Here is a 24,856-nt window from a genome sequence, read left to right on the forward strand (position 1 = left end):
GAATTCAAGATTCGATGTCGAGTCCGCTTCCTGACTTCCTTCGTGATCAAAAGATGACTTTTTGAACTACCTCTATACGGAATTGAATTTAGCCTTTGACCGAACCCGCCGTTACCTGGATAAACGTCTTGTTTGCCAGAATATAAGCGAGCAGCATCGGCAGAATCGACAAACATGCTCCCGCCATCATCAGATGGATTTGCATGGCCGCGGAAGAGCCGTAGCGGAGATTCGCCAGCCCGACGGTGAGCGTCTGCAGCTGCGGATTGGTCATCGTGAACACCAGCGGCAGAATGTATTCGTTCCACGCATGGCGGAAGGCGAACAGCCCGGCCACGCCCAGCCCCGGTGTCAAGAGCGGCAGGATAATCAGGAAGAAGGTGCGGATGAACCCCGAGCCGTCCACCATTGCCGCTTCATCAAGCTCGCGGGGAATAGCTTTGAAGAAGCCCTGCAGCATAAAAAACGTGCTGGAATGGGCGCTGATCAGAATAAGGATCACTCCCCACAGCGTGGTATTCAGGTGCAGCGCCACCATCAGGTCAAACTGCGGGCGCAGCACAATGGCGCCGACGGATATAAACATCATCGATGCCTGCACCGTTACATACAGAGATTTGCCGGGAAAATCGCGCCGGTCCACCACATAAGCCGCCATGGAAGCGACCAGCAGGGTACCTGCTGTAACCATAATGCTGACAAAAGCACTGTTCCAGGTATAGCGGGCGAAATTAGCCTGTTTCCAGGCTTCCGCATAGTTGGCGAATTGCAGCTTGGCCGGCAACAGGCTGCCGCCGGTCATCATTTCGGCGCCGGTCTTGAGAGAACCGGACAATGTCATAAGCAGGGGAAACAAAGTCAGCATCGCCGTTGCTAATAAAAACAGCCACATGACCGTGCGGGCCACAAATCTGCCTGCATGACCGGAAATCGGGCGGGCTGCGATTTTCCCGCTCCCGTCCGGCAGTTGGGGTAACATCTGTTTGTTCATTTGCTGATCCTCCTGCACGCTAATACACTTTGTTCATTTTACGGCTCAAGAAGAAATACAAGCCGGTGATCGCACCGACGATAACAGCACTTGCGAAGCCTACGGCACTGCCGTATCCAAGCTGCTGCGTTACGGGTGAACCCGTAGATACCGGGAACAGCAGTTTGTACAGATAGAGATACATGACCTCGGTTTTGCCGATCGGTCCGCCTTCCGTGATGACCATAATGCTCTCATAGCCTTTCAGTGAAGCGATAATCGCCAGCATGATGACCATCTGAGCAACCGGGGCCAGCAGCGGAAGTGTAATGCTCCAGAACCGTCTTCCGGCGTTCGCGCCGTCAATGGCCGCGCTCTCGTACAAATCCTGCGGAATACTCTGCAGCCCGGCCAGAAACAGCAGCATATAATTGCCGACCGCACCCCATACCGCCACAAGAATGACCGTGAGCATCGCATGCTTCGGTCCGAGCCAGTCGATCGGCTGCGAAACCAGGTGCAGCTTCATCAGGACGGTGTTAACCATCCCGTTATATGAATTGAAGATATTATAAAAAACAACGGATATGACTGCGGTACTGATAACCGTCGGCATAAAATAAATGCCCCGCAGCAAATTTCCTCCCCGCAGCTTGCCGCTCAGGATAACCGCCAGCAGCAGGGATAACGGCAGCGTCAGCATCAGCTTGCCTCCGGCAAAGATAAAGGTATTGCCGACCGATTCCCAGAACAGCCCGTCGCGCATCAACCGGCGGAAATTGTCCAGGCCAATGAACAGCGCATCGCCGTACCCGGCATAATCATAGAACATATAGCGCAGCATCCAGAGCAGGGGATAGATGCCTAAGGCGGCCGTCAGAATGATGCTCGGGATCAGGAACAGAGCATTCTCCCCCAGCCGTTTCCATTTAAAGCTCATGATTCGTTCCTCCTTCCTTTTTGAACAACCTCTTCAGGAAAAGAAAAGGGGTATCCGCCAAGAGGTGCGCGGCAGCCCCATCCTCCTGTTATTCTCCCTGCGGTTTGCTTGGATCAAAAGCAGGGTTCGGCGTTACGGTAATCTCTCCTTTCTCCACAGCTTTGGACAAGGCGGTGTTGTATCTTGCGTTCAAATCTGCTGTAATCGCTTTCAAATCTCCCCCGTCGAGGATATATTTGAAGAAAGCATCCGCATAGGTGGAACCTTCCGGAGTTACGCTTGGCGCAGCAGGCCAGAGCGAGTCGTGTTCCCCGACCAGGAAGCCTTCCATCCCGCCGATCTCCGGGTTTTTGGCCTGTTCCACAATACTTGGCACAATGGCAATCCCGAAGCCTTTTTCATGATAGGTCTGCAAAACCTCGTCGCCGTACATATACTGCACGAATTTCCAGGCTGCTTCCTGATGGGCTGATTTGGCGCTGATGCCCAGCCAGGTTCCGGCGGACACGATTTCGGAAGTTCCCTTGATCTGTCCGTCCAGTGTTGGAGCCAGGGCGCCTGCCCAGTTGATTTCCGTCGGGAATTGATCCTTGTACACACCCGGTTCTGTCGAGAAGGAAAGATACATGCCGATTTTGCCTGCCGCGAATTGGGCGCGCAGCGGGTCGATATCCAGCGATTCCGCGCCGGGCAGAATGCTTCCGTCTTCATACATCTGCTTGAAATATTCGATGGACTGCGCGTAAGGCGCGAAATCGAATTGGCCTGTTTTCGGATCAAAGCCAAGTCCTTGATAGCCGCTCAGGGAGAGAATCTCCCGGATGGAACGGTCAAATGCCTGCTTGGGATTTTTGAAGTTCAGCGCGAAGCCGTAGATGCCTTCGGACTTGCCAACTTCGGTGATTTTCCTGGCATCGGCTACCATTTCCTGCAGCGATCCTGGAGGTTTCTCGATGCCCGCTTTGGCAAAGAGATCCTTGTTGTAGACCAGACGCATGGTGAGGCCGGTGTTAGCCAGAGAGTACACCTTGCCGTCAAAACGGTTGACATTGTCGATCAACAGGCTGCCGAATTTCGTTTTCATGTCATCGGTAAGATAATTGTCAATCGGCGCCAGATACCCTTTTTTGACGAACTCGGACGTATTGGCACTCTTCAGACGCAGCACATCCGGCGCCTGGTTGCTGGAAAAGGCAATGTCGACACTTTGCGTGTAATTCTCGGACATCACCGTCAATTCCACCTGGATATTGTCGCCGTTCGTCTCATTAAACTTGTTGATCAATTCCTTGATATACTCTTGGTCGTGACGGTCGTCAGTCCAGTATTTCAACTGTACGGGTGTGCCCGTTTCGGCTGCGGGAGCCGCTGCGTCCCCGCCGGGCGCTCCATTCGCCGCACCGCCATCGCTGTTGTTGGTGCCGTTCCCGCCGCAGCCTGCGATTCCGGCGGCCAGCATGAGACTCAGGCTGAGACCTAACCATTTTTTTCGCATACATTCTACCCCTTTTGATTGACGTTGGTATTGTGAGCTCATATTTATTATGGACCCTCATACTTAGAAAAGGAGTGAGGCAAATTCACTCTCCAGGGACAGAATTCTATGGTTTGCATAGCACGCGCCTCACGCGTCCGGCCGGTCCGGGTGATAACCCGCCCTGAACTCCGATGGCGTCTGGCCGGTGATCTTCTTGAACATCTCGCTGAAATATCGGCGCTCCTCATAGCCTACAGCCGCAGCCACCTCCTGCACCTGTGCCCCCTCCACCAACAGCAGCTTCGCTTTCTGGATGCGCTCCGAGGTCATATACTGGGTGACTGTCATCCCAGTCACTTTCTTGAACAGGCTGGAAAAGTAACTGGCGCTGAGATGAACATGGGCGGCGCATTCACCGACGGTGAGTTCCTCGGACAACCGGCCCTTGATATAGTCCATGGCTTCATAAATCACCCTCTGCCCTTCGGATAAGCTGTTCCGGCGCACCAATCCAGCTCCCTCCGTGCATAAGGCAAGCAATTGACGCTGCAGGGACGCCAGCGACAGCCCCGCTGTCCCTTGCACCGCCCTGAATCGCTGGATCAGCGGCTGAATGTCCGGATATGGAACCATCTCGTAAAAGGTGCGAATGGCTGATGCGGCCAGCTCATCGTATAGACTGAGGAGGTAATCCGGATTTTGCAGGGAGATCAGGCTCTGCACCGTTTCCGAAATCGTGGATAGAATGGCGCCCGTGCGGCCGACATTCCCGGAACGAAGGGCCAGCAGCAACTCATCCTTGTACTCCAGCACCAGCGGCTCCTGGCTTCCGCTCTGGTGAATATCGTCGTACATAATGGCCGCATTGCCTTCGGTGAACAGGTGATGGGAGAGCGCCCGCTGAGCCTGGCGGTAAGCATCCGGCAGCTCGCTGATCTCCTCCACTCTGCCGCCGACCCCGACCGAAACCGTAAACTTGGTATACCGCTCAATATTCCGGCAGCACTGCTCGGCAATTTCGATCGGACTGGACATACCTGCATCGTTCAGTACGGCCAGGTACCGATCATGATGGGCGCGGAAAACGACGCTGCGCGCGTAATCGGCCAGTGTCTCCTGCATGATATTCAGCAGTGAGAAACGGATCAGCTCCATCTCCCGGATGGACAACTCGGCAGCATGCTCCTGGAAACGGTCGATTTCGATCAGCATCACCACGAAGCCCTGAGGCTCCAGCTCAATGTTCAGAAAATCCCACCGCCTCGAAGCCTCTTCCCACGAAGTGCGGTGGCTCACGAGCAGCGCAAAGTATTCCTGCCGCAGCACCGGCATGCTCTCGCGGAGCTTATTCTCCATTTCCCTCAAGCTTAAGCGCTTGGACCTCTCTTCCATAATCTTAGCCTTGGCCCGCAGCACCGTCGACATGATATCTTCCTCTGAAAAAGGCTTCACCACAAAATCAAACGCTCCCAGCTGCACCGCCTGCTGCGCATATTCGAAGTCGGCATAACCGCTGATCAAAATGACCTTGCAGCTGCGGTTCTCTTCCAGAACCGCGCGCAGCAAGCTCAGCCCGTCCATTCTCGGCATCCGTATATCGGTAATGACCAGATCCGGCCGCAACCCGTTGATCAGCTTAAGCCCCTCTTCCCCATTGTTTGATACCCCCGCGACCCGAATTCCCTGTTCTTCCCAGTTCATCGCGGTCAGCCCGTCCACCATGCTTTTGATATCATCGATAATGCAGACACTGACCGCCTCATGATTGCTCATCCGAATGCTCCCCCTTCCTGGGCAAAGAAATCCGTATTTCTGTTCCGTGTTCCGGCGTACTGTCTACATGAAATCCCGCACTGTCCCCGTAATAGAGCTGAAGCCGCCGAATCAGATTGGACACGGCATAGCCCTTCTCCGATTCCCGCCAAAAGAGTGTGCGCACCTGGTCTTTGTCCATACCGCTGCCGTTATCGCGTACGGCAAGCGTCCAGCGTTCCCCGTTTCCGGCAATTTCAATCTCGATCCGGCCGCCGTTCACCAGGTCGCGAAAACCATGCAGAATGCTGTTCTCCACCAGAGGCTGCAAAATGATGCGCGGAATCGACAGCGCGGATAGATCCGGCTCGTGGACATGAATCTCATAGGAGAACAACCCTTCATAGCAGCTTGACTGCAGCTCCAGATACTGGCGCACATGCTCCAGTTCTTTCGCCAATGTCGTAATTTCCTGGCCGTTGTTCAACCCGAGCTGGAACAGCCGGGAGAGCGACATGACCATTTTTTGCGAAGGCCCGACCTGTTGCAAATTCAGCTTCCAGTAGATGGTGTTCAGGGTATTGTACAGAAAATGCGGATCCATCTGCCCCGACAGCGCCTTGATCTCCGCAGACCGCTTATGCATCTGCGCCTGCGTGACCTCTTCAATCAACACCACAATCTGCTCCAGCATCCGGTTAAACCGGAAGCCTACTTGCGCCAGCTCATCTCCGCTGCCGCTCTCAAAACGGGCGGACAAATCATTGTTCTCTACTCGCTTCATCACCTTCAGCAGCCCTTGCAGCGGCTTCAGCAGATAGCGGGTAAACGCGCCGGAAATCAGCGTTGTTACGGCGAAAGCCGCCAGAGCAACCCCGGCGATCAGCCATTTCACATATACCATGTCCTTCAGCACGCCGGCCTGAGACTGGATGGTGGTCATCGTCCAATCCGCAATGCCGAGCCGGGCATAATTGAGCAAATAAGCTTTGCTGTCCAGTTCAAAGGATTGGCTGCCTTCCGGGCGGTTCATCATATGTCTCAGATTTCCTGAGTCCACCGCCTGCCGGACCAGCGGCTCCTTCATAGGGTAGACCGTCTCGCCTTCAGTGTTCAGCAAAAAGCTGGACGCTCCTGTCCCGGTGTCTCCCTGCACCAGTTTGCGGAAGCCGTCCTCGCGGATATTCACGACAATATAGACATCGCTGACCGGAATGTCAAAGATCGGCTGCAGAATCAGCGAGATGACGCGGTCCCTGCCGGAGAAGAGCATATCCTCATGGCCCTCCACCCAGAGGTTCTTTTTCTCCTGTTCGATGCGGTCATACAGAAAGGTATCCTTGAACGTGGTGAGCCTGTTGCGGTTCATGGAGGAAGGATAGAACTCGCCAATCGGCGTAGTAACGTAGATGGACTGTATCAGCGGTTCGGCGATTCGCGCCTGTGAGAAAACGTTGTCAAGATCGTTCAGATGCGTGTAATACCCGCTGGTGTTCCCGGAGGCGGCATCCTTCAGCATGTCGTAAAAAGGTTGGCTGATCATGAACGTCATCATAATCAGCATAAGCTTGTTCAGTTTCTCATCCACGATCTGCGCGGACCTGACCACCGTGTCCTGCGTGAGCTTCAGCGCGTTCTTTTCCAGGGTGGCAGCCGAAATATAATAAGACAGCCCTCCGGTCATCAGCACGGAGATCAGGATGACGGCCAGGAATGCGGCTTTGAGTTTGTTACGGAACGATTGCCTGCGAAGGTAGTCCAAGCTTCTCACGCCTTCCGTTAGAAATCTCTATCCTTCGATTATGTCACTGCAGCCCCCTGATCGACAATGCAAAAAACGAAGCTGTCCCGAACAGCCATTTTATGGCTTTAGGGGCAGCTCCTTCGTATGATCCCATTTACGCTGACCGACCGGTAGATCGGCTCTTTTTTGACCGGTACAGAATACTGTACTTACTAAATCGGGGCAGGTGCCGTAACCAAAGCATCATCGAAATGGACGCCCGCCGAGGTGGTCCGGAATCCTATCCCCCCTGCTGTCAATTCTGTTGCAGGATTGGTCCATTCCATTTTTAATTTTCCATCCACATAACAGGTAATCTTGTTCCCTTGTATAACCGCCTTAACCGTATACCACTGCTTCTCCTTAGCCGTGAACGTAGTACTGGTTACAGACGTCAGTCGACCATTCACGGATTTGTACAACTCCAGCTTTTTATTCGATGAATTGATTCGATACATATAATAATTATTTGCATCCTGTACCCTGAAGACCATGCCAGCATTTGCATCGGTAATGGGCATTTTCATTCTGGCTTCATATGTGTAATCCGTCCATGAGTTACCGCTATTAGCGGTAATCAGGGATGTGGTTGTCTGACTCCCGCTGGACAGCACTTTATTCGTACCGTCTGTTGGTACGGTCCAGCCGCCTGTAACAGTCGTCCATCCCGCCGTATTTCCGTCTTCGAAATTATCGCTGAATAGAGGGGATGTAGAATTGGCAAAAATGACACCGTTTACATTATTGTTGGTGGTAACATTCAAGTCGTTCAGGTTTGTTGCGAGCTTGCCTCCGACATAAACATCTGTGAACGTGACACCGTTAACCATTCCGCCCTTACTGGCATTCCCGGAAAGTCTGGATTTCTGAGATCCCGTCTCGCGAACATTGATGTTCTTTAATATAACATTGCTGACATCACCGGAAGTACTGGTAGAAACCCCAAGCCAGTAGTTCCCGAATTGATTGATGCCGACACGTTCGATATCGATATTTTCAAAAGTAATATCTTGGGCGTAACCTTCCTCCGGAAGCGTATTATATTGGTAACCATGATCAACAAGCAATGCCCGGGCGCTTTGATAGACATACGAATTCCGGATGGTTACGCCGATCTGCGGCTGGGCTACTCCCATGCCAATCTTGAAAGCCGCGCATCTCGTCCAGGCAAAAGCGTCATCAAAGACGACATTTTCCAAGTGTTCAAGCGCTCCCGGCCACCCTTTGGACATTCCCGTCTGCAGCCAGGTTTTGGTGGAAAAAGTATCATCATCCGATATGCCAATGGCATGTTGAACAAGCACGTCCTGACTTTCATTGATATCGATAACGTCATTCTCGATTTTGTATAAATCCTGGAATCCCTTGAGGTTTTTTATGGTCACATGATCGGAACGAACAACCATAAACGACCAGAAGCCGGCATCCCGCAATATTAACCCATCAAACGTAAAATTTGTAGTTGCGATCGGAACGAGCAGGTTATTCAGGAACCCTTCATTTTTATGCGGCGCCGGCATCTTTCGCTCTCGCATCGCTATGCCTTTTCCATCAATGGTTCCCCTTCCCCGTATGGTGATATTGCTGGAGTCTACGGCAGTACGAATAAAATATGTTCCATCCGCGTTTCGTGAATCCTTGCGGAAATCAATCACATAGTCTTCCCCCTTGCCTGTGCCGACAATGACAGCGCCTCCGGCCAGGTAAAAGGTCACATTGCTTTTTAACGTCAGGTTTCCGCTTTTATAGACACCGGCGGGAACAAATACAACGCCGCCGCCAGCTTGATGGGCGTCATCGATCGCCTGCTGAATCGCGTCTGATGCCATCGATGTCCCCGTCTTATCTGCGTTGTATGGCGACGCTGTCACATTATAGATCCCGGCACCTGAGGATGGGGGAATATCTGTCTCCAGGGGATCTGCGGCGATGACCATCTTCTTCTTCCAGTCATTGATTTTCACGATCACATAGGTTGAGGAAGAAAGCGAAAACGTCAGCTTGTTCCCGTTAACCGTACCCTTGATGTTTTTGGCCTGTGGACTGATGGAAAAAGAGGTAATCGGCTCATTGGCGGTAACCTCGATATTGACCGTGCCGGAAAAAGAAAACTGAGCATAGTCATAGTCAGCCAGATAGCTGATGACAGGAATCGCTTTGTTATCCGCTTTCAATGAAAATACACTGGATGCGGTATAGATGGATGGCATCGGGTAATTTTGAATCGTGGCTGGGGCAGCGGCAGTCTGTGCCAAAGCTGCCGGATCAGCAGTATCCGTCATATTCACTGAAGAAATAGAATTGCTCTCAATCTCGGTCGCATCAGCAGTTCGGGGTGAAAAACTTGTGATCATAACGGCAAGCACTATCAACAGACTAATTGCTTTTCTTGTAATGGTATGCATAAAATACCTCCTCAAGATTTTTCATCTGCCCGCGGATAATAAGGCAGTGCAACTCCGTTCGCCCAATTGTATCCTTGCTTGCGGTTCGAAGAAAGCGCTAACATTTTTGTGGAAAAAAGCAACCCCATTTTCTGACGATCAAGCCCCCTTCCATTAAAACTTTTCACTGTCGAGATGGATTATAATCCCTGCCCAAAAAGAAAGGAGTGGGGTAGGCCCACTCTCCAGGGATACATTTTAACTGTCCTCCATGCACATTAGGAATGTTGATCTTCCTTTGAATCTGTTGGATATGCAAAATCTCAATGGGGTGTGCTTACCCTAACTGGCGTTTAAAAGCTTTACTGGCGAAAAAGTAAGCGATGACCATGATCCCGATACACCAGATAAGCGCAATCCAGATATCGCTGCCAACAGATCCTCCGTACAAGAAGGCACGAATCGCATTCACGATGGAAGTCACAGGCTGGTTCTCAGCGAACGCACGGACAATCTTGGGCATGGTTTCCGTGGGAACAAAGGCCGAACTGATAAACGGCAGGAAAATCAGCGGGTACGAGTAGGCTGTCGCCCCTTCCATAGACCCCGCTGTCAATCCGGGAATGACTGCCAGCCATGTCAGCGCCAGCGTAAACAGCCCGAGTATCCCGGCTACCGCGAGCCAATCCAGGATATTAGCGTTGGAACGGAAGCCCATCAAGAGCGCGACGAGGATAACTACCACAAGAGTAAGCGCATTGGAAACAAGCGAGGTCAACACATGAGCCCACAATACCGACGAGCGCTTGATGGGCATGGTAATGAAACGCGACATCAGCCCGCTCTTTACATCCGTAAACAGCCGCACGGAAGTGTAAGCGACACCGGATGCGATGGCCATCAGCAAGATTCCCGGCAATAAATAATTGACGTAATTGTCCGTGCCAGTCTCTATGGCGCCGCCAAATACGTAGACAAATAACAGCATCATCATAATCGGCGTAATTGCCACCGTGATGATCGTATCCGGGCTGCGCATGATGTTGCGCATTAAACGCCCTAGTAATACCCCTGTCTTGCTTTTCATTTACATGTCCTCCTTTTTGCCGATGATCGCGAGGAAAATTTCCTCCAATGTCGGCTGCTTCTCAATGTACTCCACTTTCGCTGGCGGGAGCATCTCTTTAAGTTCGGTAAGGGTACCGGTCGTGATGATTCTTCCGCTATGCAGGATGGCGATACGGTCCGCCAGTTGTTCGGCTTCCTCCAGGTACTGGGTCGTCAGCAAGATGGTCGTGCCGCCGCCGGCAAGCTCCTTGACCGTATCCCAGACTTCAATCCGTGCTTCGGGGTCAAGCCCTGTTGTCGGTTCGTCGAGAAAAATGACTGCTGGCGCCCCGATCAGGCTCATGGCGATGTCAATCCGGCGCTTCATCCCGCCGGAATACTTGTCTGTCCGCCGGTTGGCCGCATCGGTCAGACTGAACCTTGCAAGCAGATTGTCGGCAACTTGAGCAGGATTGGAAACTCCCCGCAACTTGGCGATCATCATCAGGTTTTCCCGTCCGGTGAGCATACCGTCTAAAGCTGCAAACTGCCCTGTCAGGCTGATGCTCTGGCGAACATGCTCCGGTTGACGCTGGACGTCAAAGCCGCAAATACTCACTTCCCCGCCATCGGGCTTCATCAGCGTTGAGAGGATGTTGACCGTCGTCGTCTTGCCTGCTCCATTTGAGCCCAGGAGTGCGAAAATTTCGCCACGCCGTACCTTAAAATCCACCCCTTTTAAGACTTCCTTGTCTTTAAAGGATTTTTTCAACCCTTTTACAGAAATCGCTGTATTGCTCATCATTTTTTCCTCCTTATATAGGAGCTCAGCAAGGCGCTTGAGAGTTCCGGAAATTACGGTCGAGCACCTTGCAGAGCTAGATTACCTATACCCTTCTATCTAGTACGACTGATAACCTGTATTACTTAGTACCAGACCAAAAATATAACTGAATAACATGGCGGCAATTTACATTTGTAGCCAGCTAATCAGTCGGTGTTACCCTTTGAACAGTCGGTACTATCTTTTGAATTTATTTTTTACCCAATCGCTTCATGATACTTTGATTCAAATCTTCACGATACTTGGCGACATAGGTTTTAGCATTTGCGACTAGCTCGTCGGCGAAGGAAGCCACGTCTTCCCCAGTGATTTCCAGCACTTGTCTGCCTTCCGCCGCACCGGCTTCGAACAACTCGATTAATTCATACTGTATGTGGAGCATATCCATTCCGCTGCCTGTTGCGAAATTCCACATATAGTTTTGGATTTTCTTAAATACATACTGGTAATCCTCAGGCAGGGCTTCAACCCGTGCCATCATCATCTTGTACTCTTTTTTATCACCGATCATTTTTTTGAACATTTCCATCATATTATTTTCCTCCTTTTTTAGGTGTTGCGGAATATCTTGTGAAGCTAGGTTGACTTCAAAACGTTGATTTTTGATGATACAAAATCCCACTTTTTCCAAAACAGTTCAAGTTCTTGGCGACCAGCCTCATTCAGTGAGTAAAATTTGCGAGGTGGCCCCATATCTGACGGTTTCTTTTCGATGTTCACCAGTTTTTTCTTTTCTAATCGCATGAGGATGGTGTAGACCGTGCCTTCCACAACCTCGGTAAACCCAAGCTCGTTCAGTCGGCGGGTAATCTCGTAGCCATAGGTTTCATGGCGGCTGATGATTTCCAGCACACAGCCTTCGAGCGAACCCTTCAGCATTTCAGTTAAATTTTCCATGTTCGGAGCCTCCTTTATTTCGTCCCTCCTCTATTTAGTCTGACTTATATTCAGTACAGCATAGTGCCAAGGGAAATTTTTACTTAATGACTTTTGGGGAATCAAGCTATTAAGTATTACTTATTACACGTACATTGTATTACCGAGTAGTGAGGGTGTCAACTGTTTTCTTAATTTATTTTTGCAACCTCACCAATCAGAAAAACGAAGAGTGAATATTTTTCATAATAGTGGCTCCCTTGGTTTATGTTATATAATCCAAATGTTCCTATATGTACCTATTTAAGATGAAATCAACATTAAAAAATGGTCTGCAGCTGCAAGACCATTTTTTAGAATAAGTTACTGTTTGTTTGCAATCACATGATTAAGAAACTTATCTGCGTCGCTATTAAATTTCCAGGTGACCCCGAACTTATCAACCAGCATTCCAAAGCACGAAGACCAAGGCGTATTGGATAACGGCATGATAACATAACCATCTACAGATAAATTGGAAAAGTAGTTTTCCAGTGTCTGTGGATCATCATTAACGATACTAATCAGTATATTGTTGCCTTTAACGAGCTCGCCCGTTACACTCTTCATCGAAGGCAGAAGATCCGACATCATGATTTTCCCGCCCGCGAATTCGATTGAAGACTCCATGATCATATTTAACTCATTTTCCGGCAGCGGATAGTTTGGATCTTGCGGGAAATCCTTGAATTTAATTTTTTTTACTTCAGTCGCTCTTAAAGCCTCCGCATAAAATTCAATCGCTTGTTCTGCAATTCCATCAAAATTTAAATATGCAATAGCTGACATAAAGCAATACCTCCTTCTCGTTATACATGTAGTATAATTGATAAAAGGTGACAGCTGTATGTCACTGTTTATTCATGAAGTAGAGAAAAAGAGGGGCAAATATGGAAAAAGTTGAGAGATTGATATCTATCATCATGATCCTGCTGAAAAAGGATGTCGTTTCAACAAATGAATTTGCACAATTATTTAATGTTTCCAAAAGAACCATACTTCGTGACATGGAAACACTGAGTTTATCCAACATCCCCATCTATTCTGTCAACGGAGTTCATGGTGGTTACGGTATTATGGATGAATACAAGTTTGATAAACGTCTTTTAAGCAACTCGGACTTGGAGAATATATTAACTGCACTGAGCGGATTGGAACAAATTCTAATTAGCGAAGAAGTTGAAGTGACGATAAAAAAAATAGAGGCAATGGTTAGTCCATTGTCTCCGAAAGGTTCAATCCAACTGTCATTTTATGATTGGGAGGGTCGGTCTGAAATTCGTCAAACCTTGAAGAAGTGTCAGGAAGCAATATTAGCGAGAAGATTAATTTCATTTGATTATATTGATAAAAATGGCATGATAACGAATCGAATGGTCGAGCCGTATCAGCTTCATTTTAGCGAAACGAGTTGGTATTTGAAAGGATTCTGTTTGCATCGTATGAGATATAGAACGTTTAAAATATCTCGGATCGATCATCTTCATATGGATGAAAAAACATTTAACCCTAGAGATTATTCGTTAGAACAGGCACATGAAGCAAGTTACCAACCGGAACTGGTCGCTATAAAAGCGTTAATTTCGCCCAGCATAAAAGATCATTTCATTGAAAGGTATGGCCGCAAGAGTATTGAAAACTATAATTCTGAACCTTTCTTGGCAACAATCCATGTTCCGCAAAACAGTATCGGATTTCAATTTTTAGCAAGCTTCGGGACAAATCTGAAAATCATAGAGCCCAAATCATATGTTGAAGAATTTCGAAATTATTTACTTGAAATGGTGAATAAATACTCTTAAGAAGTCCCGTTTTACATCAAAAGCTGCTACAGATCCTGCGGGCCTCTTCTACAATCTGATTTAGGATAGCCTCTGCAGATTGGTTGGATGTTAGCATTCTAGTTCCTTGACCTGCCCAAAGAGCCATGTATTCCAGATTGTTTTGGCGGGCAGAAGCATTTCTGATCTCTCGCGTTAATGTGTTTTGGGTAGGGAAAGGCAGAGGTTTGATATTGGATGCTTCCCAATGTTTTATAAATTCATTCTTTATTCCCCGTGCCGGCCGTCCGGAAAATGCATTTGTAATGACAGTGCTTTCCTCGGTGCTATCAAGTAATGCACGTTTATATACCTCATGTGCACCAGACTCCGCTGATGTCAAAAACCGTGTTCCCATTTGTACACCTTGTGCCCCTAAAGCGAGTGAAGCCACGACCCCTCTGCCATCCATAATTCCGCCGGCAGCAAGAACCGGAATATGGACATGATCTACTATTTGCGGGACGAGTGCCATGGTTCCGATGTTTGCCCCAGCGGGCTGAGATGATACATCGAAAGTTCCTCTATGTCCCCCTGCTTCACTGCCTTGTGCAACTATTACATCACATCCGCGTTTCTCCGCTTGAATAGCTTCCTCTACAGTTGTTGCATTCCCAATAATTTTAATACCTAACGCTTTGGCCTTCCGCATATGATGCTCAGAAAGTAATCCAAACGTTGTGCTGATAATCGGAACTTTTTCTTCCAATAAAATGCCAAACTGTTCTTCAAAATAATTGGGTGTACGTATTTCATCTTTAGCACGGTGTTTCACGCCCAGTGACTCTCGAATGGTATGCATCTCTTTGTTTACGGCATCAAAATTTATGTACTGATCAGGTCCAACATGAGCGAAAATATTTATGGCAAACGGTGCATGAGTCCGTTTTTTGATCTCGCGTACAGCCGTTCTTAGTTCTTCGGGGCTCATATAAGCAGCACCCAGGGTACCCAAACCACCTGCATTAGAAACAGCAGTGACCAGTGGTACCATGTTTGTGAACCCCGCCATCCCCGCGAGAACGATTGGAAAACGGATATTGAAGCTTTCACAGAACTTAGTGCTTAATTGAATAGACATCGAGTGTCCTCCTCATCAATTCAGACTCCATTCTATATCAGTTTACATCCAGTTTATCTATCATGTATAATTCGTAAATCAGATGTTATATATCATGATTTCAGATAGCTCCAGGAAGATTGTATTGTAAAGGGGGGGGGCACTTTGGATATTCACTTGTTGGAGATTTTTATTCAAGCCGCTCATGAAGGAAGTATTTCTAAAACAGCAAAAAAACTAAATTATGCTCAATCCAATGTTACACACAAAATTCAACAGTTAGAGGCAGATCTCCAGACAGCTTTATTTTATCGTCACAAGAAAGGGATTACGCTTACTCCTTCCGGACAAGTTTTAGTCACATATGCTGAAAAGATTTTAAATACGATGAACGAAGCCAGAGCTGCAGTAGGAAGCCGTTCCAGCCCTTCCGGTCCTCTGACTATCGGTTCCATGGAGACAACAGCAGCCGTTCGGCTCCCTTCTGTTTTCACACAATATCATTTAAAATATCCGAATGTAGATTTTTCTTTAGTTACAGGCCCCACTGAAAAGCTGCTTCAAGGAGTCCTCCATTATGAATTGCATGGGGCTTTTGTTTCCGGCCCGATTGAACACCCTGATCTAACGAAAGACAAAGTTATTGAAGAGACGCTTGTTCTTGTAACTTCACCAAAGCATCCTTTAATACAGTCGAGCCATGATTTACAAAATCGTACGATGCTGGTTTTCCCCAAAGGATGCTCATACCGTGCCAAGCTTAGCACATTCCTGCAAGAAGAAGGATTGTTACCTGTGAAATTAATGGAATTTGGAACTCTTGAAACGATCATTGCCTGTGTCAGCGCAGGATTGGGCATCACTTTACTGCCCTATTCCATAATTGCTGATTATGAATCTCGGGGAAAAGTAACCTGCCACTCCTTACCGGACAAGTATTCGTCAGTAACTACCATGTTTGTTAAACGAAAAGATACCCTGATTACACCGGCACTATCTGCTTTCTTGGAAGAGACCAAACATTCTCTAAATGCTGGATAGCCTTAGTTGACCAGGCACCGATGCCGATCAACATTGTCATTTATCATATCCAGTGCATATGTCCTCTCTATTCCTTCAGAGGTACGAAAATGGATATAGACAGTATTCAGAGTCCGGTATTGCATGGTTAGAAATTATAAATACTTCCGAGCAATGGGAATGCCTGTTCGGGAGGAACTTGAGAAGATGTTGGAGAAAATCGACATTAGAACAGACGTTAATGAAAAATCATGTGAAGTTATTCTAGGTTTGACAGGAACTATATCATTAATGCAAAAAAGCCGCCTCGTTGGCGGCTTTTTAAGCGTACATGTTCTTGTCGTCCGACGATATGCGATGTTTTCCCTTGAAATACGTTTTATTTGCAATATGTTGACCAACCTACAGCCCTTGCGGCCACGCCCGGTTGCACAATAAAATTGTTCAAACTCAGGATGATCCCTAAAGCCTGAAGAGCCATGCCGGCTGATGATCCATCCTCTTCTATCGGTTCTATAAACCGGTCATTTCTTCTCATCGCCTGCCCAGGTGGTCATCTACTTTAGGTGGCAGGGCCCCTTAGAACCGTCTACGCATGTGGTTCCATTTGTTGTGTTCCCGAGTACAGTAGCCGAATACGACAGGATAACGGGGATTGGATTTCCGTAATAATCCTTGTACACCTGGTTAAATTCACCCGGCTCAGTCGATACTTGCGCCGAGCGCATATCAAGCCCATCCATGTTGGCGCCGGTGCAGTCCGTCCCGCGTATATCCGCTTCATAGAAGCTGGCATCCGGGTTGGGAGGCTGCGTGGCCGGGATCAACTGTGCTTGCCTGAAGCTTGCGCCAACCATGACGGCATTGCCAAAATCGCAGCCAGCCAGTTGGGCGTTATCCAATTCAGCTTGAATCAAAACCGCTTTATTGAATTTCGCCAGATTCATGGTGGCACCGTGCGCGCTGGCTCTACCATCGGGATTGAGACCCGGGTAGGTCATGAATAGTGCACCTGAGAAGTCCACCCCGTCGCAGAAAGTGCCATTCAGGTTCGTGTCGATCATGAACGCTTCGGTGACGACAGCAGCTTCACGCTTGTTTGTGCTCTGATGAATCTGAGTCATGCTTTCGGATACGAGATACGCACTGTCCAAATTAGCCATCGTTAGATTGGCTCTGATCAGCTTTGCCCCTTTCAACCGGGCATGCATGAGCTGTGCCTTCTCCAGGTTGGCATTCTGAAGCTGAATCTCATACATCCGGCTGCCGATGAACGAAGCGTTGCGAAGATCCTTCTTGCTGAGGTCCAATCCATTCGGCAGTAGCGTATAGTTCGCGTTCAACGATGCGAGAACCTCTGGGATATCCGAAATTGTGGCGTCGGATAGATCAAGATAAGACCAGTTGAGGCCAAGCAGCCTATAAGGCACGACAGCCTGCACGAAGGAGGTGCGGTCCGCCTCGGCACGGGTGAAGTCAGGTGGGTACGAGAAGGAAACCGTGCTCAGATCACAGTGGTCAAACCGGGTATGATGCAGGATGGCGCTATCAAGTTTCGTGTTTACCAACGATGCACCAGTGAGATCTGCGCCAGTCAAGTCCGCTCCGCTCAGATTGGCTCCGTCCAATATCGCGCCGGTCAGATTCGCGTGCGTCAGATTCGACTTGGACAGGTCGACGCCTTTCAGATTGGCTTTGGACAGATTGGCGTAGGATAGCTGCGCCGGTGAAGGCAAAATCTTCGTTAGATTCGTTCCACTGAAATCGGCATGCGTAAAATTCGCACCTTTCAAGCTCTTGCCATCGAAAATAGCATGCTGCAGATTGGCATTGACGAATTGCGCATTCTGAAAGGATTGCACTTGGGTAAAGTTGGCCATTCTCAACACTGCATTGGTCAGATCCGCATTGTCCAAATTCAACCCGGTCAGATTCGCACCGGACAGATCCAAATCCCGGGCAGAATTCGTGATGATCAGAATAGGCAGGAGATCGCCGTCCACCTTGAACATCGTTTCTTGCCCGATTCCCACGCTGGCATTTCCGTAATCCCAATTGACCGGGTACCAGCCGCCCTTGGTGACTTGGATATACTTTCCGGATAAATGGCCGGCAGCACATTGGAAAGATACTTGGCCATGTCCTTTATTGATAAGCCGGAACTTCTGCTCGTCCCCGATTTGATCGGACTTAAAGTTGTGATCGATGTTATTCCACAGCATCATGCTGTCATTATAATGGCTATTCCAGTACCATCCCGTTTTCGGATCTTGCAGAGCAACCAGTCCGCCGCCCAGGTTGTAAATTTCATATGAACGATTGCCGGAGTCAGTGCCTACACAAATGACTGCCAAGCCGCCTGCATAGCCTAGCTGATGATAATAGCTTCCAGCATACCCTAATTGCTCTACGGACAATGTCCATTTCGTGATTGGATTCATACAGATCCATCCTTTCTTGGCGTGCTTGGCGTCCATTCGCTGACCGAAGGCTCCGTTCGACCCGGAGGGGGGCTGATTTGCTGGAAATTGAGGGTATATAAATTCCGCCACAGGTCAACCGCCAACGACGCAGCGACCAAGCCTCTCTGTGTAAGCAAGTGACTTCCGGCAGGGGTGTAAATATCCAAATAGTATTGATCCGCCTCATATCCGTTGCCATATTGGCTCAGGACATAGATGTGGCCTTGAATTTCAACGCTCATGGAGAGGTACTTGATGTCCTGCGAAGCATCGTGATTCACCAGTTCAATCCAATATGGATGATCAGGGTTGGCAAAAGCGGCTACGGGATGTCCCCCGCGGCTGAATGCCTGGATCCGCTGGTTGCCTTTTTCCAATATATAGATCGTCTGATTCGGTGCGATAGCCACCAGCTCCGGCTGCAGCAGCAGCCCCTCCCTCGTGCCAGGTCCAAGTGTGATCAACGCCCATGGCGCTTGGTCGTCAGGCTTGCCGGTGGACGGGATCCGTAAAATCTGCATGACGGGGTGAGCTGGATCGACGGCAATGATATAACCATTGGAATGGTACGCCATCGATGTCGGAAGCAGGTTGAATCGGCCCCAGCTCTCCCCTGCAGACAAATCGAATTCCCGATGCGGGTTATTCTGTGGAACCGAAGGATCGTTGATCGGTTTGATCCGCCTAAGGTGAAAGCCGCTCACTGAATCTCCTGTCGGGTCCAGGTAAAAATAAACGGCAGATCCGTCCTCCGTGCCAAACTGCGGGTAAGCAAGCAGCGGAGCTTTGTTATAGCCTGCAGGCGTATTCATGACGCCGGCATTCGGGTCCGGGCCGTATGTAATGTTCTTGAATGCATACAGCTGCAGATTGTCCCCATCGTCTCCATCAATAGGCGGAATATTCAAGCCGGATGCCTGCCAAATATAACCCAACAGACCCATATTTGAATTCAGCGTGATCCCTGCCAGGCCCTCCAATACATGTCCAGTTCCCCCTGTTCCGAGATCTGCCGCCGTTTCTGAAGGGGGTTGAGAGGTTTGCTGCCACAGATATTGACCATCCTGGTGGATCAGCAACTGGCTGTGCCGATAGTTGGTCTGTTCATTGAGCGGATACAACATCTGCTTCACGTTCACGGATGCGACCAACCGCTCCTTGCCAGGGGTAAGCAAGTTATCCAATAAGTCCGATTTACCTCCGCCAACGAGCCATCCTTCTTTGGAGTATACGGCTGCCAGAAAGGTCACTTTACCGCCGACCGGGACGTTCTTCAGCTCGAACGATAGACTGGCCACCTTCGGATCGGGAATATCGCCTCTGTACGTGCGGGTGGTATTGTCGCTATATTGTGCCGTCACAATGTAGTAGGCTGCAGTGGCTGCGAATTCGGGCTGCTGCCCACCGTCTGCCAGGGCATTAAGCGTGATTGACGCATCCATCGTCACGGTCAGTTCAAAATCGACCACTCTCGGCGCTGCGATGACCTCGCCGACCGTTTGGGCCAACTGAGCAACCGTCCCCTCAAGCGCCAAAACCTTCAGTCCCCAACCTACGACGGGAATGGCTTCTTCAACTTCTTCGGCCGACAAAATCGCGGCGAGCTCCTCTATAAATTCCGACCCTGTCAGAAGTGTGGATACAATCCGGTCTGCAAGCGAAGTAATCATGTTTTTCACGTCATTGCCTGTATTGCTTGAGTCGTTGATGATATCTTTCACGACCGTATAGATGGAATAGACGGTTGGAGCGATAAATTTGATTTTTTTGAACAACGTATCGAACATCTTGCTGCTCTCGGTGCCTACCGTCATGATCAGCGATACGGTAGGGATGACCAGATCCATCAGCGCCGTTGCCCCGATCCCGATCCACGCCGCATTAGGGTCAGCGTCGGAATGTGAGTTGCCGTTGCCGAGGCTTCCGATGGATAGGCGGAGCTTGCCGATTGGATCGGTGGTCGGCAATTTGAAGGAGAGCACGGAAGAAGCTTCCGTCACGGGAATGCCAAGGAAGGTCCCCTCCGCGCTGACGGTACTAATGAATTTCAACGATTTGGTTCCCAGAAGGAGCTGCTCCGCTTCCCCCAATGCATCCATCCATTGTTTCACTTCGAGAAGATTTTCTCCCCTCAGCAAAGCAAGCAGCGCATCCGCATTCATCTCAATGGGAGTGACGCCATCCCCTTTGTAGAAAGTCGCGTAGACCGACATATGCCGGATGAAATTATTGGTCACCTTCAGATCAAGCTCGAACGAATCGGTCAGTTTATCGACCGATACCGAAACACCGTATTGAGGTCCGCCATCCTTCAGGTTATAGTGATATCCCCCCGTACTTATGGTCGAGGCGGTGAGATTCCTCTGGTTTACCGGGATGTGACTGACGCCTTGTTGAACATTCCATCGTACGCCTCGCAGGGTAGAATCGCTGTAAATCTTCTTTTTGATGCCAACCGAAGCACCGGCGGTGAGATTTAACAAGTACGGGTGCAGGTCGTAAGTGTAGTATGGATTTCCAGATTTATCCAGAACAGGCTGTCCTTTCTCGTCCATTATGATCGTTGGCGTATTCCAGCCGTCCTTCAGCTGCTCAAGCATAAATACCATCTGACGAAGCTCGTCGGAATCATCCATATGATTCAATACGGTGTCCGAGTGGTCAGGCGTAAGGACTGTAATGCTCGGATTAAGGAATAAGATGGCTTTGGCTGTATCGGCTGCAGTGAACACTTTGCCGCTAGCGGAGGTGGAGATGGCTGCTGCTTTGAGCGTAGGGATTCCTTGGTGGTCTGGTGGGCCATAGACGCGGATCAACTGGACTTTGGAGCTGTCGTGAGGCACGGAGGAGCAATAATGAGTAGGATGTAGTTCTTTCGATTCAGAAGAGAAGCCGTTGGCCCTCAATGAATCGTTGCTGTGCTTGACAAGCGGATACGAGGCGGATCCTGCTTTCAAAATAAACGGTCCTTCTTGCGCTTCTTCGCTCAGAAATCGAAGATCATAATGAATATCGAGATTTCTGACGTTTGGTTGACTTGGATCCATAAATTACCCCTTCCCAAATTCGCATCTTTGGAAACATTATCCTATTCTTTGCATTCTCATTATAGTAAATGGGTAGATCCTATGTATTGAGTCTTTGGAACTACAAACCCTATTAACTGCGTCATTTCTTTGCAGCTTGATAGATATGAACATGCGACCCCCTGGTCCCAACCAGGGGGTCTGCCAAGCTGAACTAATTACTTCTTGATCAGGACGCCGTTCAAGTCGACCAGGCCCCATTGATAAGCTTTCATAATCGCTTCATACCGATTTCGCGCAAATTCGTTCTCACCATTCTGCTGTTGATAAATGCGGTTATACTCCTCTTCTTCAGACGGTGTCTGACGCGCAAAGTTTGGATTGATTACGCGTTGATCATCAAGTGCTGACATAAATTGATCAAAGGTCATGGAACGTGAAGGTTGAGGCTGTGGGCTCCCCTTCAATTCATTTAGAAAACGGTTGACTAAAGTCAACTTGGTGTAAGCCGCAAACTCTGGCGTAAACTTTCCGTTCGTTACAGCTGGACTTGTCATCTCTATTTCACCTCCTTTAGAGGAACCGGCTGGTTCTGCCTTATCATCTCAGGTTTCAATCGGTTGCCAACAAAGAACCCGCCAGCATTCCCCGTGCCCGATGCAGACGAGATCTGACGGCGCCTTCCGAAATCTCCAATATATCCGAAATTTGCTTGATCGTCAGGTCCTGATAATAAAACAAATGAATGACCAATCTCGGCGCATCGTCCAGCCGGTCAACGGCCTCCTGAATGTCGATCCTCTGATGATCCCCGCCATATGGCGCTAAGACCTCCTTCGGTTCGGGAAGTTTGTCCATCACGATGGCTCGTTTCCGGTTGCGCAGCAATTGGCTGCATTCGTTGATCAGAATCCGAAAGATCCAAGTAGTGAAATATTCCGGATTTTTCAAGGTATTTAGCGACTTATATGCCTTAAACAATGTTTCCTGCATTGCATCCGCGCAGTCTTCATCACGCTTCACAATGGACTTTGCCAAGCCATACATCCGCGAATCCAGTCGGCGCAAGAGCCGGACAAAGGCATCCAGATCTCCGTTTTGAGCTTTTTTGACTTCCAGTCTCATTTCCAGCAAGTTGTATCGCTCCTCTTCAAGTCTCTCCATGAATGAGATGGATCGGCCGCATGACATATGATTTGATTTGACATTATTCTTGCAGCTCGATAAGATAATTCTAAAATGACCGTGTAGTTTTTTCAAGAACTAATTGGTCATTTTGTGTTGGCGTGATCTTTTTTAAGGGGAAAAAGGTCTTCCGCCCGATGATTTTACAGAAAGCAGGGAGAACATAATGTCAAACAATATTGCAGCTCAAACCCTTCACGAACCGGGCGGGTTCTCAATGAAGAAAATCGTTGCCTCGCTTCTTGCCGTCGTAATCGGCACCTTTATGGTCATTCTTGACAGCACGGTCGTAAATGTCGCTATTCCCACGCTGGTTCAAGATTTTGGCAGTACGCTGCATACCATTCAATGGTCCGTAACTGCCTATACGCTGTCCTTATCCGCCGTTATTCCCCTTGCCGGTTGGATGTCGGATAAATTCCGGGCAAAACGAGTGTTTCTGGTCTCTGTCGGCCTGTTTACCTTTGGTTCGGTCCTGTGTGCTTTTGCCCAAACTCCGTCCCAGTTGATACTTTTTCGAATTCTGCAGGGACTCGGCGGCGGCATGGTATCTCCGATCGGGATGGCCATGGTTTATCGCATTGCGCCCCCGGAGAGAAGAGGCTCCATTATCGGGATGTTCGGAATTCCGATGCTGCTGGCTCCCGCCCTGGGTCCTGTGTTATCCGGCTGGCTCCTTGAATACGTTAGCTGGCAGTGGATTTTCTTGATCAATCTGCCCATCGGCATTCTCGGCATTGTGATCGGAATCAAATTTTTGCCATCCTTTCCGGGACATGAAGCACCCCATTTGGATATTTTAGGTATGATTTTGGGGCCGATTGCCTTTGCCCTGATCACGTTCGGCATCAGTGAAGGCAGCGTCAGTTGGACATCAGGCCGGGCATTGTCCGGTCTCATCATCGGAGGTGCTGCACTTGCAGCGTTTATCGTGTCATGCCTGATCAAAAAGCAGCCCTTGCTGGAGCTTAGAGTGTTTAAATCTTCGGATTTTACCCGCGGCATCGTGGCCTCGTGGATCATGCAAGCAGCCATGTTTGGAACGGTGCTTCTTTTTCCGCTTCTGCTTCAGCAGGTTAAGCACTACTCTCCTCTGGCCACGGGGCTTATCCTGCTGCCGCAGGCTGCCGGATCAATGATTTTCATGCCGTTGGCCGGCCGGATTTTCGATAAAGTGGGGGCTCGTCCACCCCTGATTGCCGGGATGACGTTGATTGCGGGCGGGTTGTTCGCCATGTCTTTCCTGCAGTCCGCTACCCCGTTGGGGTACATGATGATCACCCTATTCTTACTCGGTTCGGGGATGGGTCTGTCCATGATGTCATTGAACACCCACGTGCTGAACGCGACTCCGCGTCATTTGGTCAGCCGGGTCACTCCCTTGACCAGCGCGTCGCAGCAGATCGTGGCCTCGCTTGCCATCGCGGGCTTTACCGGTTATTTATCCTCCCGAATGACGGTGCATCTAAGTCAGGTGTCCGTAAAACAAGGCATGCTGGAAGCCGGCATAGCCTCCTTCAGGGAGACTTTTTTGGCAGCTGCATGCATCGCATGTGCAGGGCTTGTCCTAAGCTTCTTTATCCGCAGACCCAAGCCGGTTCTCGCAGAAGCATTCAAGTCCGAGGCAACCTGAAAGGTTCTATGCAATGCCGGCCCCGGTGCCGGAAAATATGATTATGCTGGAGGGTAGGATTATGAAATCGTTTTTTGATATCAAGGTAATGACTGCAGTCGTTATCCTTTCATTTTTGTTATCGATTGCCGTGATGGGCTTCTGTCCCCTTCACATTCCGATTCATTTTAATGGCGGTCATGCCGATCGGTTCATTAATAAGTATGTTGGGCTGTTAATTTTTCCGGTGCTGATGACCGTCGCACTGCTTCTGCAGAAACTGGAGTTCAAGACAGTCTGGGGTATTTACTTCTGCGCGCTGCTGCATCTCTATCTGCTCTACAATGCCGTCGTCGCATGACTTTTGCAGGGGACACAACTTGCTTCCCTTCAGCCGCAATTCCAGAGACTTAGATGATCGGGAGTAGTGGATGACATAATAAAAAAGCGGTAAGATAGATTCGATTTATTGAGAGATAATGACCTGAATCTTGTGTTCGGAAGCATATCTCAGCCTGATATGAATTCTTGTTAGACGTCATCTAAGGAGGCGGCACGG

21 protein-coding genes are annotated in these 24,856 nt (G+C 49.2%); 5 read left to right on the forward strand and 16 right to left on the reverse strand.

From position 1 onward, the window contains the following. Nucleotides 1–88: 88 nt before the first annotated feature. The 11 genes from ACE5KN_RS09195 to ACE5KN_RS09245 all read right to left on the reverse strand — a co-directional run bounded on the left by ACE5KN_RS09195 (nucleotide 89) and on the right by ACE5KN_RS09245 (nucleotide 12,901). Nucleotides 89–991: a carbohydrate ABC transporter permease gene (locus tag ACE5KN_RS09195; RefSeq protein WP_375525426.1), complete on the reverse strand. Its 903-nt coding sequence runs from the start codon at nucleotides 989–991 to the stop codon at nucleotides 89–91. Between the two features lie 19 nt (nucleotides 992–1,010). Next, nucleotides 1,011–1,910 (reverse strand): carbohydrate ABC transporter permease, encoded by a 900-nt coding sequence (locus ACE5KN_RS09200; protein WP_375525425.1) that lies wholly within the window; start codon nucleotides 1,908–1,910, stop codon nucleotides 1,011–1,013. Between the two features lie 88 nt (nucleotides 1,911–1,998). Beyond that, complete coding sequence (locus tag ACE5KN_RS09205) at nucleotides 1,999–3,405, reverse strand: ABC transporter substrate-binding protein (RefSeq protein WP_375525424.1); 1,407 nt, start codon at nucleotides 3,403–3,405, stop codon at nucleotides 1,999–2,001. Between the two features lie 129 nt (nucleotides 3,406–3,534). Then, complete coding sequence (locus ACE5KN_RS09210) at nucleotides 3,535–5,160, reverse strand: response regulator (RefSeq protein WP_375525423.1); 1,626 nt, start codon at nucleotides 5,158–5,160, stop codon at nucleotides 3,535–3,537. Continuing rightward, nucleotides 5,147–6,910, reverse strand: coding sequence for a cache domain-containing sensor histidine kinase (locus ACE5KN_RS09215; RefSeq protein ID WP_375525422.1), 1,764 nt, complete (start codon nucleotides 6,908–6,910; stop codon nucleotides 5,147–5,149). The genes ACE5KN_RS09210 and ACE5KN_RS09215 overlap by 14 nt, the downstream gene beginning before the upstream one ends. 185 nt (nucleotides 6,911–7,095) lie before the next feature. Then, nucleotides 7,096–9,327 (reverse strand): 3-keto-alpha-glucoside-1,2-lyase-like domain-containing protein, encoded by a 2,232-nt coding sequence (locus tag ACE5KN_RS09220; protein WP_375533064.1) that lies wholly within the window; start codon nucleotides 9,325–9,327, stop codon nucleotides 7,096–7,098. A 316-nt stretch (nucleotides 9,328–9,643) separates the two neighbouring features. Continuing rightward, nucleotides 9,644–10,393 carry an ABC transporter permease gene (locus tag ACE5KN_RS09225; RefSeq protein ID WP_375525421.1) on the reverse strand — a complete coding sequence of 250 codons (750 nt, stop codon included), beginning with the start codon at nucleotides 10,391–10,393 and terminating at the stop codon, nucleotides 9,644–9,646. Next, the gene (locus ACE5KN_RS09230) at nucleotides 10,394–11,155 is read right to left on the reverse strand and encodes an ABC transporter ATP-binding protein (RefSeq protein ID WP_375525420.1); all 762 of its coding nucleotides are present in this window, start codon (nucleotides 11,153–11,155) and stop codon (nucleotides 10,394–10,396) included. 232 nt (nucleotides 11,156–11,387) lie between these two features. Then, on the reverse strand, nucleotides 11,388–11,729 hold the full coding sequence (locus ACE5KN_RS09235; RefSeq protein ID WP_375525431.1) for a DUF1048 domain-containing protein: 342 nt from the start codon (nucleotides 11,727–11,729) through the stop codon (nucleotides 11,388–11,390). 44 nt (nucleotides 11,730–11,773) lie between these two features. After that, entirely contained in the window at nucleotides 11,774–12,094 is a 321-nt protein-coding gene (locus ACE5KN_RS09240) for a PadR family transcriptional regulator (RefSeq protein ID WP_006637664.1), read from the reverse strand. Between the two features lie 342 nt (nucleotides 12,095–12,436). Continuing rightward, nucleotides 12,437–12,901 (reverse strand): VOC family protein, encoded by a 465-nt coding sequence (locus tag ACE5KN_RS09245; protein WP_375525419.1) that lies wholly within the window; start codon nucleotides 12,899–12,901, stop codon nucleotides 12,437–12,439. Nucleotides 12,902–13,002: 101 nt separating this feature from the next. Between ACE5KN_RS09245 and ACE5KN_RS09250 the strand changes: the two genes are divergently transcribed. Then, the gene (locus ACE5KN_RS09250; protein WP_375525418.1) at nucleotides 13,003–13,914 is read left to right on the forward strand and encodes a helix-turn-helix transcriptional regulator; all 912 of its coding nucleotides are present in this window, start codon (nucleotides 13,003–13,005) and stop codon (nucleotides 13,912–13,914) included. Between the two features lie 16 nt (nucleotides 13,915–13,930). Here ACE5KN_RS09250 and ACE5KN_RS09255 read toward each other — a convergent pair whose 3' ends face one another. Continuing rightward, nucleotides 13,931–15,013 (reverse strand): NAD(P)H-dependent flavin oxidoreductase, encoded by a 1,083-nt coding sequence (locus tag ACE5KN_RS09255; RefSeq protein WP_375525417.1) that lies wholly within the window; start codon nucleotides 15,011–15,013, stop codon nucleotides 13,931–13,933. Between the two features lie 144 nt (nucleotides 15,014–15,157). Between ACE5KN_RS09255 and ACE5KN_RS09260 the strand changes: the two genes are divergently transcribed. Then, a complete protein-coding gene (locus tag ACE5KN_RS09260) occupies nucleotides 15,158–16,033 on the forward strand; it encodes a LysR family transcriptional regulator (RefSeq protein ID WP_375525416.1) in 876 nt (291 codons plus the stop codon). 186 nt (nucleotides 16,034–16,219) lie between these two features. Beyond that, entirely contained in the window at nucleotides 16,220–16,450 is a 231-nt protein-coding gene (locus tag ACE5KN_RS09265; protein ID WP_375533065.1) for a hypothetical protein, read from the forward strand. A gap of 119 nt (nucleotides 16,451–16,569) precedes the next feature. On the opposite strand, the gene ACE5KN_RS09270 is transcribed toward ACE5KN_RS09265, so the two are convergent. From ACE5KN_RS09270 to ACE5KN_RS09285, 4 genes are all read right to left on the reverse strand, one after another. Then, nucleotides 16,570–18,453, reverse strand: a complete 1,884-nt coding sequence (locus tag ACE5KN_RS09270; protein WP_375525414.1) for a pentapeptide repeat-containing protein — start codon at nucleotides 18,451–18,453, stop codon at nucleotides 16,570–16,572. Then, complete coding sequence (locus tag ACE5KN_RS09275) at nucleotides 18,450–21,521, reverse strand: NHL repeat-containing protein (RefSeq protein ID WP_375525413.1); 3,072 nt, start codon at nucleotides 21,519–21,521, stop codon at nucleotides 18,450–18,452. The genes ACE5KN_RS09270 and ACE5KN_RS09275 overlap by 4 nt, the downstream gene beginning before the upstream one ends. Nucleotides 21,522–21,718: 197 nt before the next feature. Further along, the gene (locus tag ACE5KN_RS09280) at nucleotides 21,719–22,057 is read right to left on the reverse strand and encodes a YolB family phage-derived protein (RefSeq protein WP_375525412.1); all 339 of its coding nucleotides are present in this window, start codon (nucleotides 22,055–22,057) and stop codon (nucleotides 21,719–21,721) included. Nucleotides 22,058–22,112: 55 nt separating this feature from the next. Beyond that, complete coding sequence (locus tag ACE5KN_RS09285) at nucleotides 22,113–22,664, reverse strand: sigma-70 family RNA polymerase sigma factor (RefSeq protein ID WP_375525411.1); 552 nt, start codon at nucleotides 22,662–22,664, stop codon at nucleotides 22,113–22,115. A 187-nt stretch (nucleotides 22,665–22,851) separates the two neighbouring features. On the opposite strand from ACE5KN_RS09285, the gene ACE5KN_RS09290 reads away from it, so the two are divergent. Together ACE5KN_RS09290 and ACE5KN_RS09295 are read left to right on the forward strand one after the other, a co-directional pair. Continuing rightward, complete coding sequence (locus tag ACE5KN_RS09290; RefSeq protein ID WP_375525410.1) at nucleotides 22,852–24,318, forward strand: MDR family MFS transporter; 1,467 nt, start codon at nucleotides 22,852–22,854, stop codon at nucleotides 24,316–24,318. Between the two features lie 61 nt (nucleotides 24,319–24,379). After that, the gene (locus tag ACE5KN_RS09295) at nucleotides 24,380–24,658 is read left to right on the forward strand and encodes a DUF1648 domain-containing protein (protein WP_375525409.1); all 279 of its coding nucleotides are present in this window, start codon (nucleotides 24,380–24,382) and stop codon (nucleotides 24,656–24,658) included. Nucleotides 24,659–24,856: the final 198 nt, after the last annotated feature.

Origin of the sequence: Paenibacillus terreus, assembly GCF_042138595.1 — a bacterium.
GTDB lineage: Bacteria > Bacillota > Bacilli > Paenibacillales > Paenibacillaceae > Paenibacillus > Paenibacillus terreus.

Coding starts and splice junctions, on each gene's coding strand:
- ACE5KN_RS09280 (WP_375525412.1), bottom strand. CDS start 22,057: ATGACAAGTCCAGCTGTAACGAACGGAAAGTTTACGCCAGAGTTTGCG.
- ACE5KN_RS09275 (WP_375525413.1), bottom strand. CDS start 21,521: ATGGATCCAAGTCAACCAAACGTCAGAAATCTCGATATTCATTATGAT.
- ACE5KN_RS09265 (WP_375533065.1), top strand. CDS start 16,220: ATGTTGGAGAAAATCGACATTAGAACAGACGTTAATGAAAAATCATGT.
- ACE5KN_RS09195 (WP_375525426.1), bottom strand. CDS start 991: ATGAACAAACAGATGTTACCCCAACTGCCGGACGGGAGCGGGAAAATC.
- ACE5KN_RS09200 (WP_375525425.1), bottom strand. CDS start 1,910: ATGAGCTTTAAATGGAAACGGCTGGGGGAGAATGCTCTGTTCCTGATC.
- ACE5KN_RS09255 (WP_375525417.1), bottom strand. CDS start 15,013: ATGTCTATTCAATTAAGCACTAAGTTCTGTGAAAGCTTCAATATCCGT.
- ACE5KN_RS09225 (WP_375525421.1), bottom strand. CDS start 10,393: ATGAAAAGCAAGACAGGGGTATTACTAGGGCGTTTAATGCGCAACATC.
- ACE5KN_RS09285 (WP_375525411.1), bottom strand. CDS start 22,664: ATGGAGAGACTTGAAGAGGAGCGATACAACTTGCTGGAAATGAGACTG.
- ACE5KN_RS09230 (WP_375525420.1), bottom strand. CDS start 11,155: ATGAGCAATACAGCGATTTCTGTAAAAGGGTTGAAAAAATCCTTTAAA.
- ACE5KN_RS09250 (WP_375525418.1), top strand. CDS start 13,003: ATGGAAAAAGTTGAGAGATTGATATCTATCATCATGATCCTGCTGAAA.
- ACE5KN_RS09270 (WP_375525414.1), bottom strand. CDS start 18,453: ATGAATCCAATCACGAAATGGACATTGTCCGTAGAGCAATTAGGGTAT.
- ACE5KN_RS09210 (WP_375525423.1), bottom strand. CDS start 5,160: ATGAGCAATCATGAGGCGGTCAGTGTCTGCATTATCGATGATATCAAA.
- ACE5KN_RS09235 (WP_375525431.1), bottom strand. CDS start 11,729: ATGATGGAAATGTTCAAAAAAATGATCGGTGATAAAAAAGAGTACAAG.
- ACE5KN_RS09205 (WP_375525424.1), bottom strand. CDS start 3,405: ATGCGAAAAAAATGGTTAGGTCTCAGCCTGAGTCTCATGCTGGCCGCC.
- ACE5KN_RS09295 (WP_375525409.1), top strand. CDS start 24,380: ATGAAATCGTTTTTTGATATCAAGGTAATGACTGCAGTCGTTATCCTT.
- ACE5KN_RS09290 (WP_375525410.1), top strand. CDS start 22,852: ATGTCAAACAATATTGCAGCTCAAACCCTTCACGAACCGGGCGGGTTC.
- ACE5KN_RS09245 (WP_375525419.1), bottom strand. CDS start 12,901: ATGTCAGCTATTGCATATTTAAATTTTGATGGAATTGCAGAACAAGCG.
- ACE5KN_RS09220 (WP_375533064.1), bottom strand. CDS start 9,327: ATGCATACCATTACAAGAAAAGCAATTAGTCTGTTGATAGTGCTTGCC.
- ACE5KN_RS09240 (WP_006637664.1), bottom strand. CDS start 12,094: ATGGAAAATTTAACTGAAATGCTGAAGGGTTCGCTCGAAGGCTGTGTG.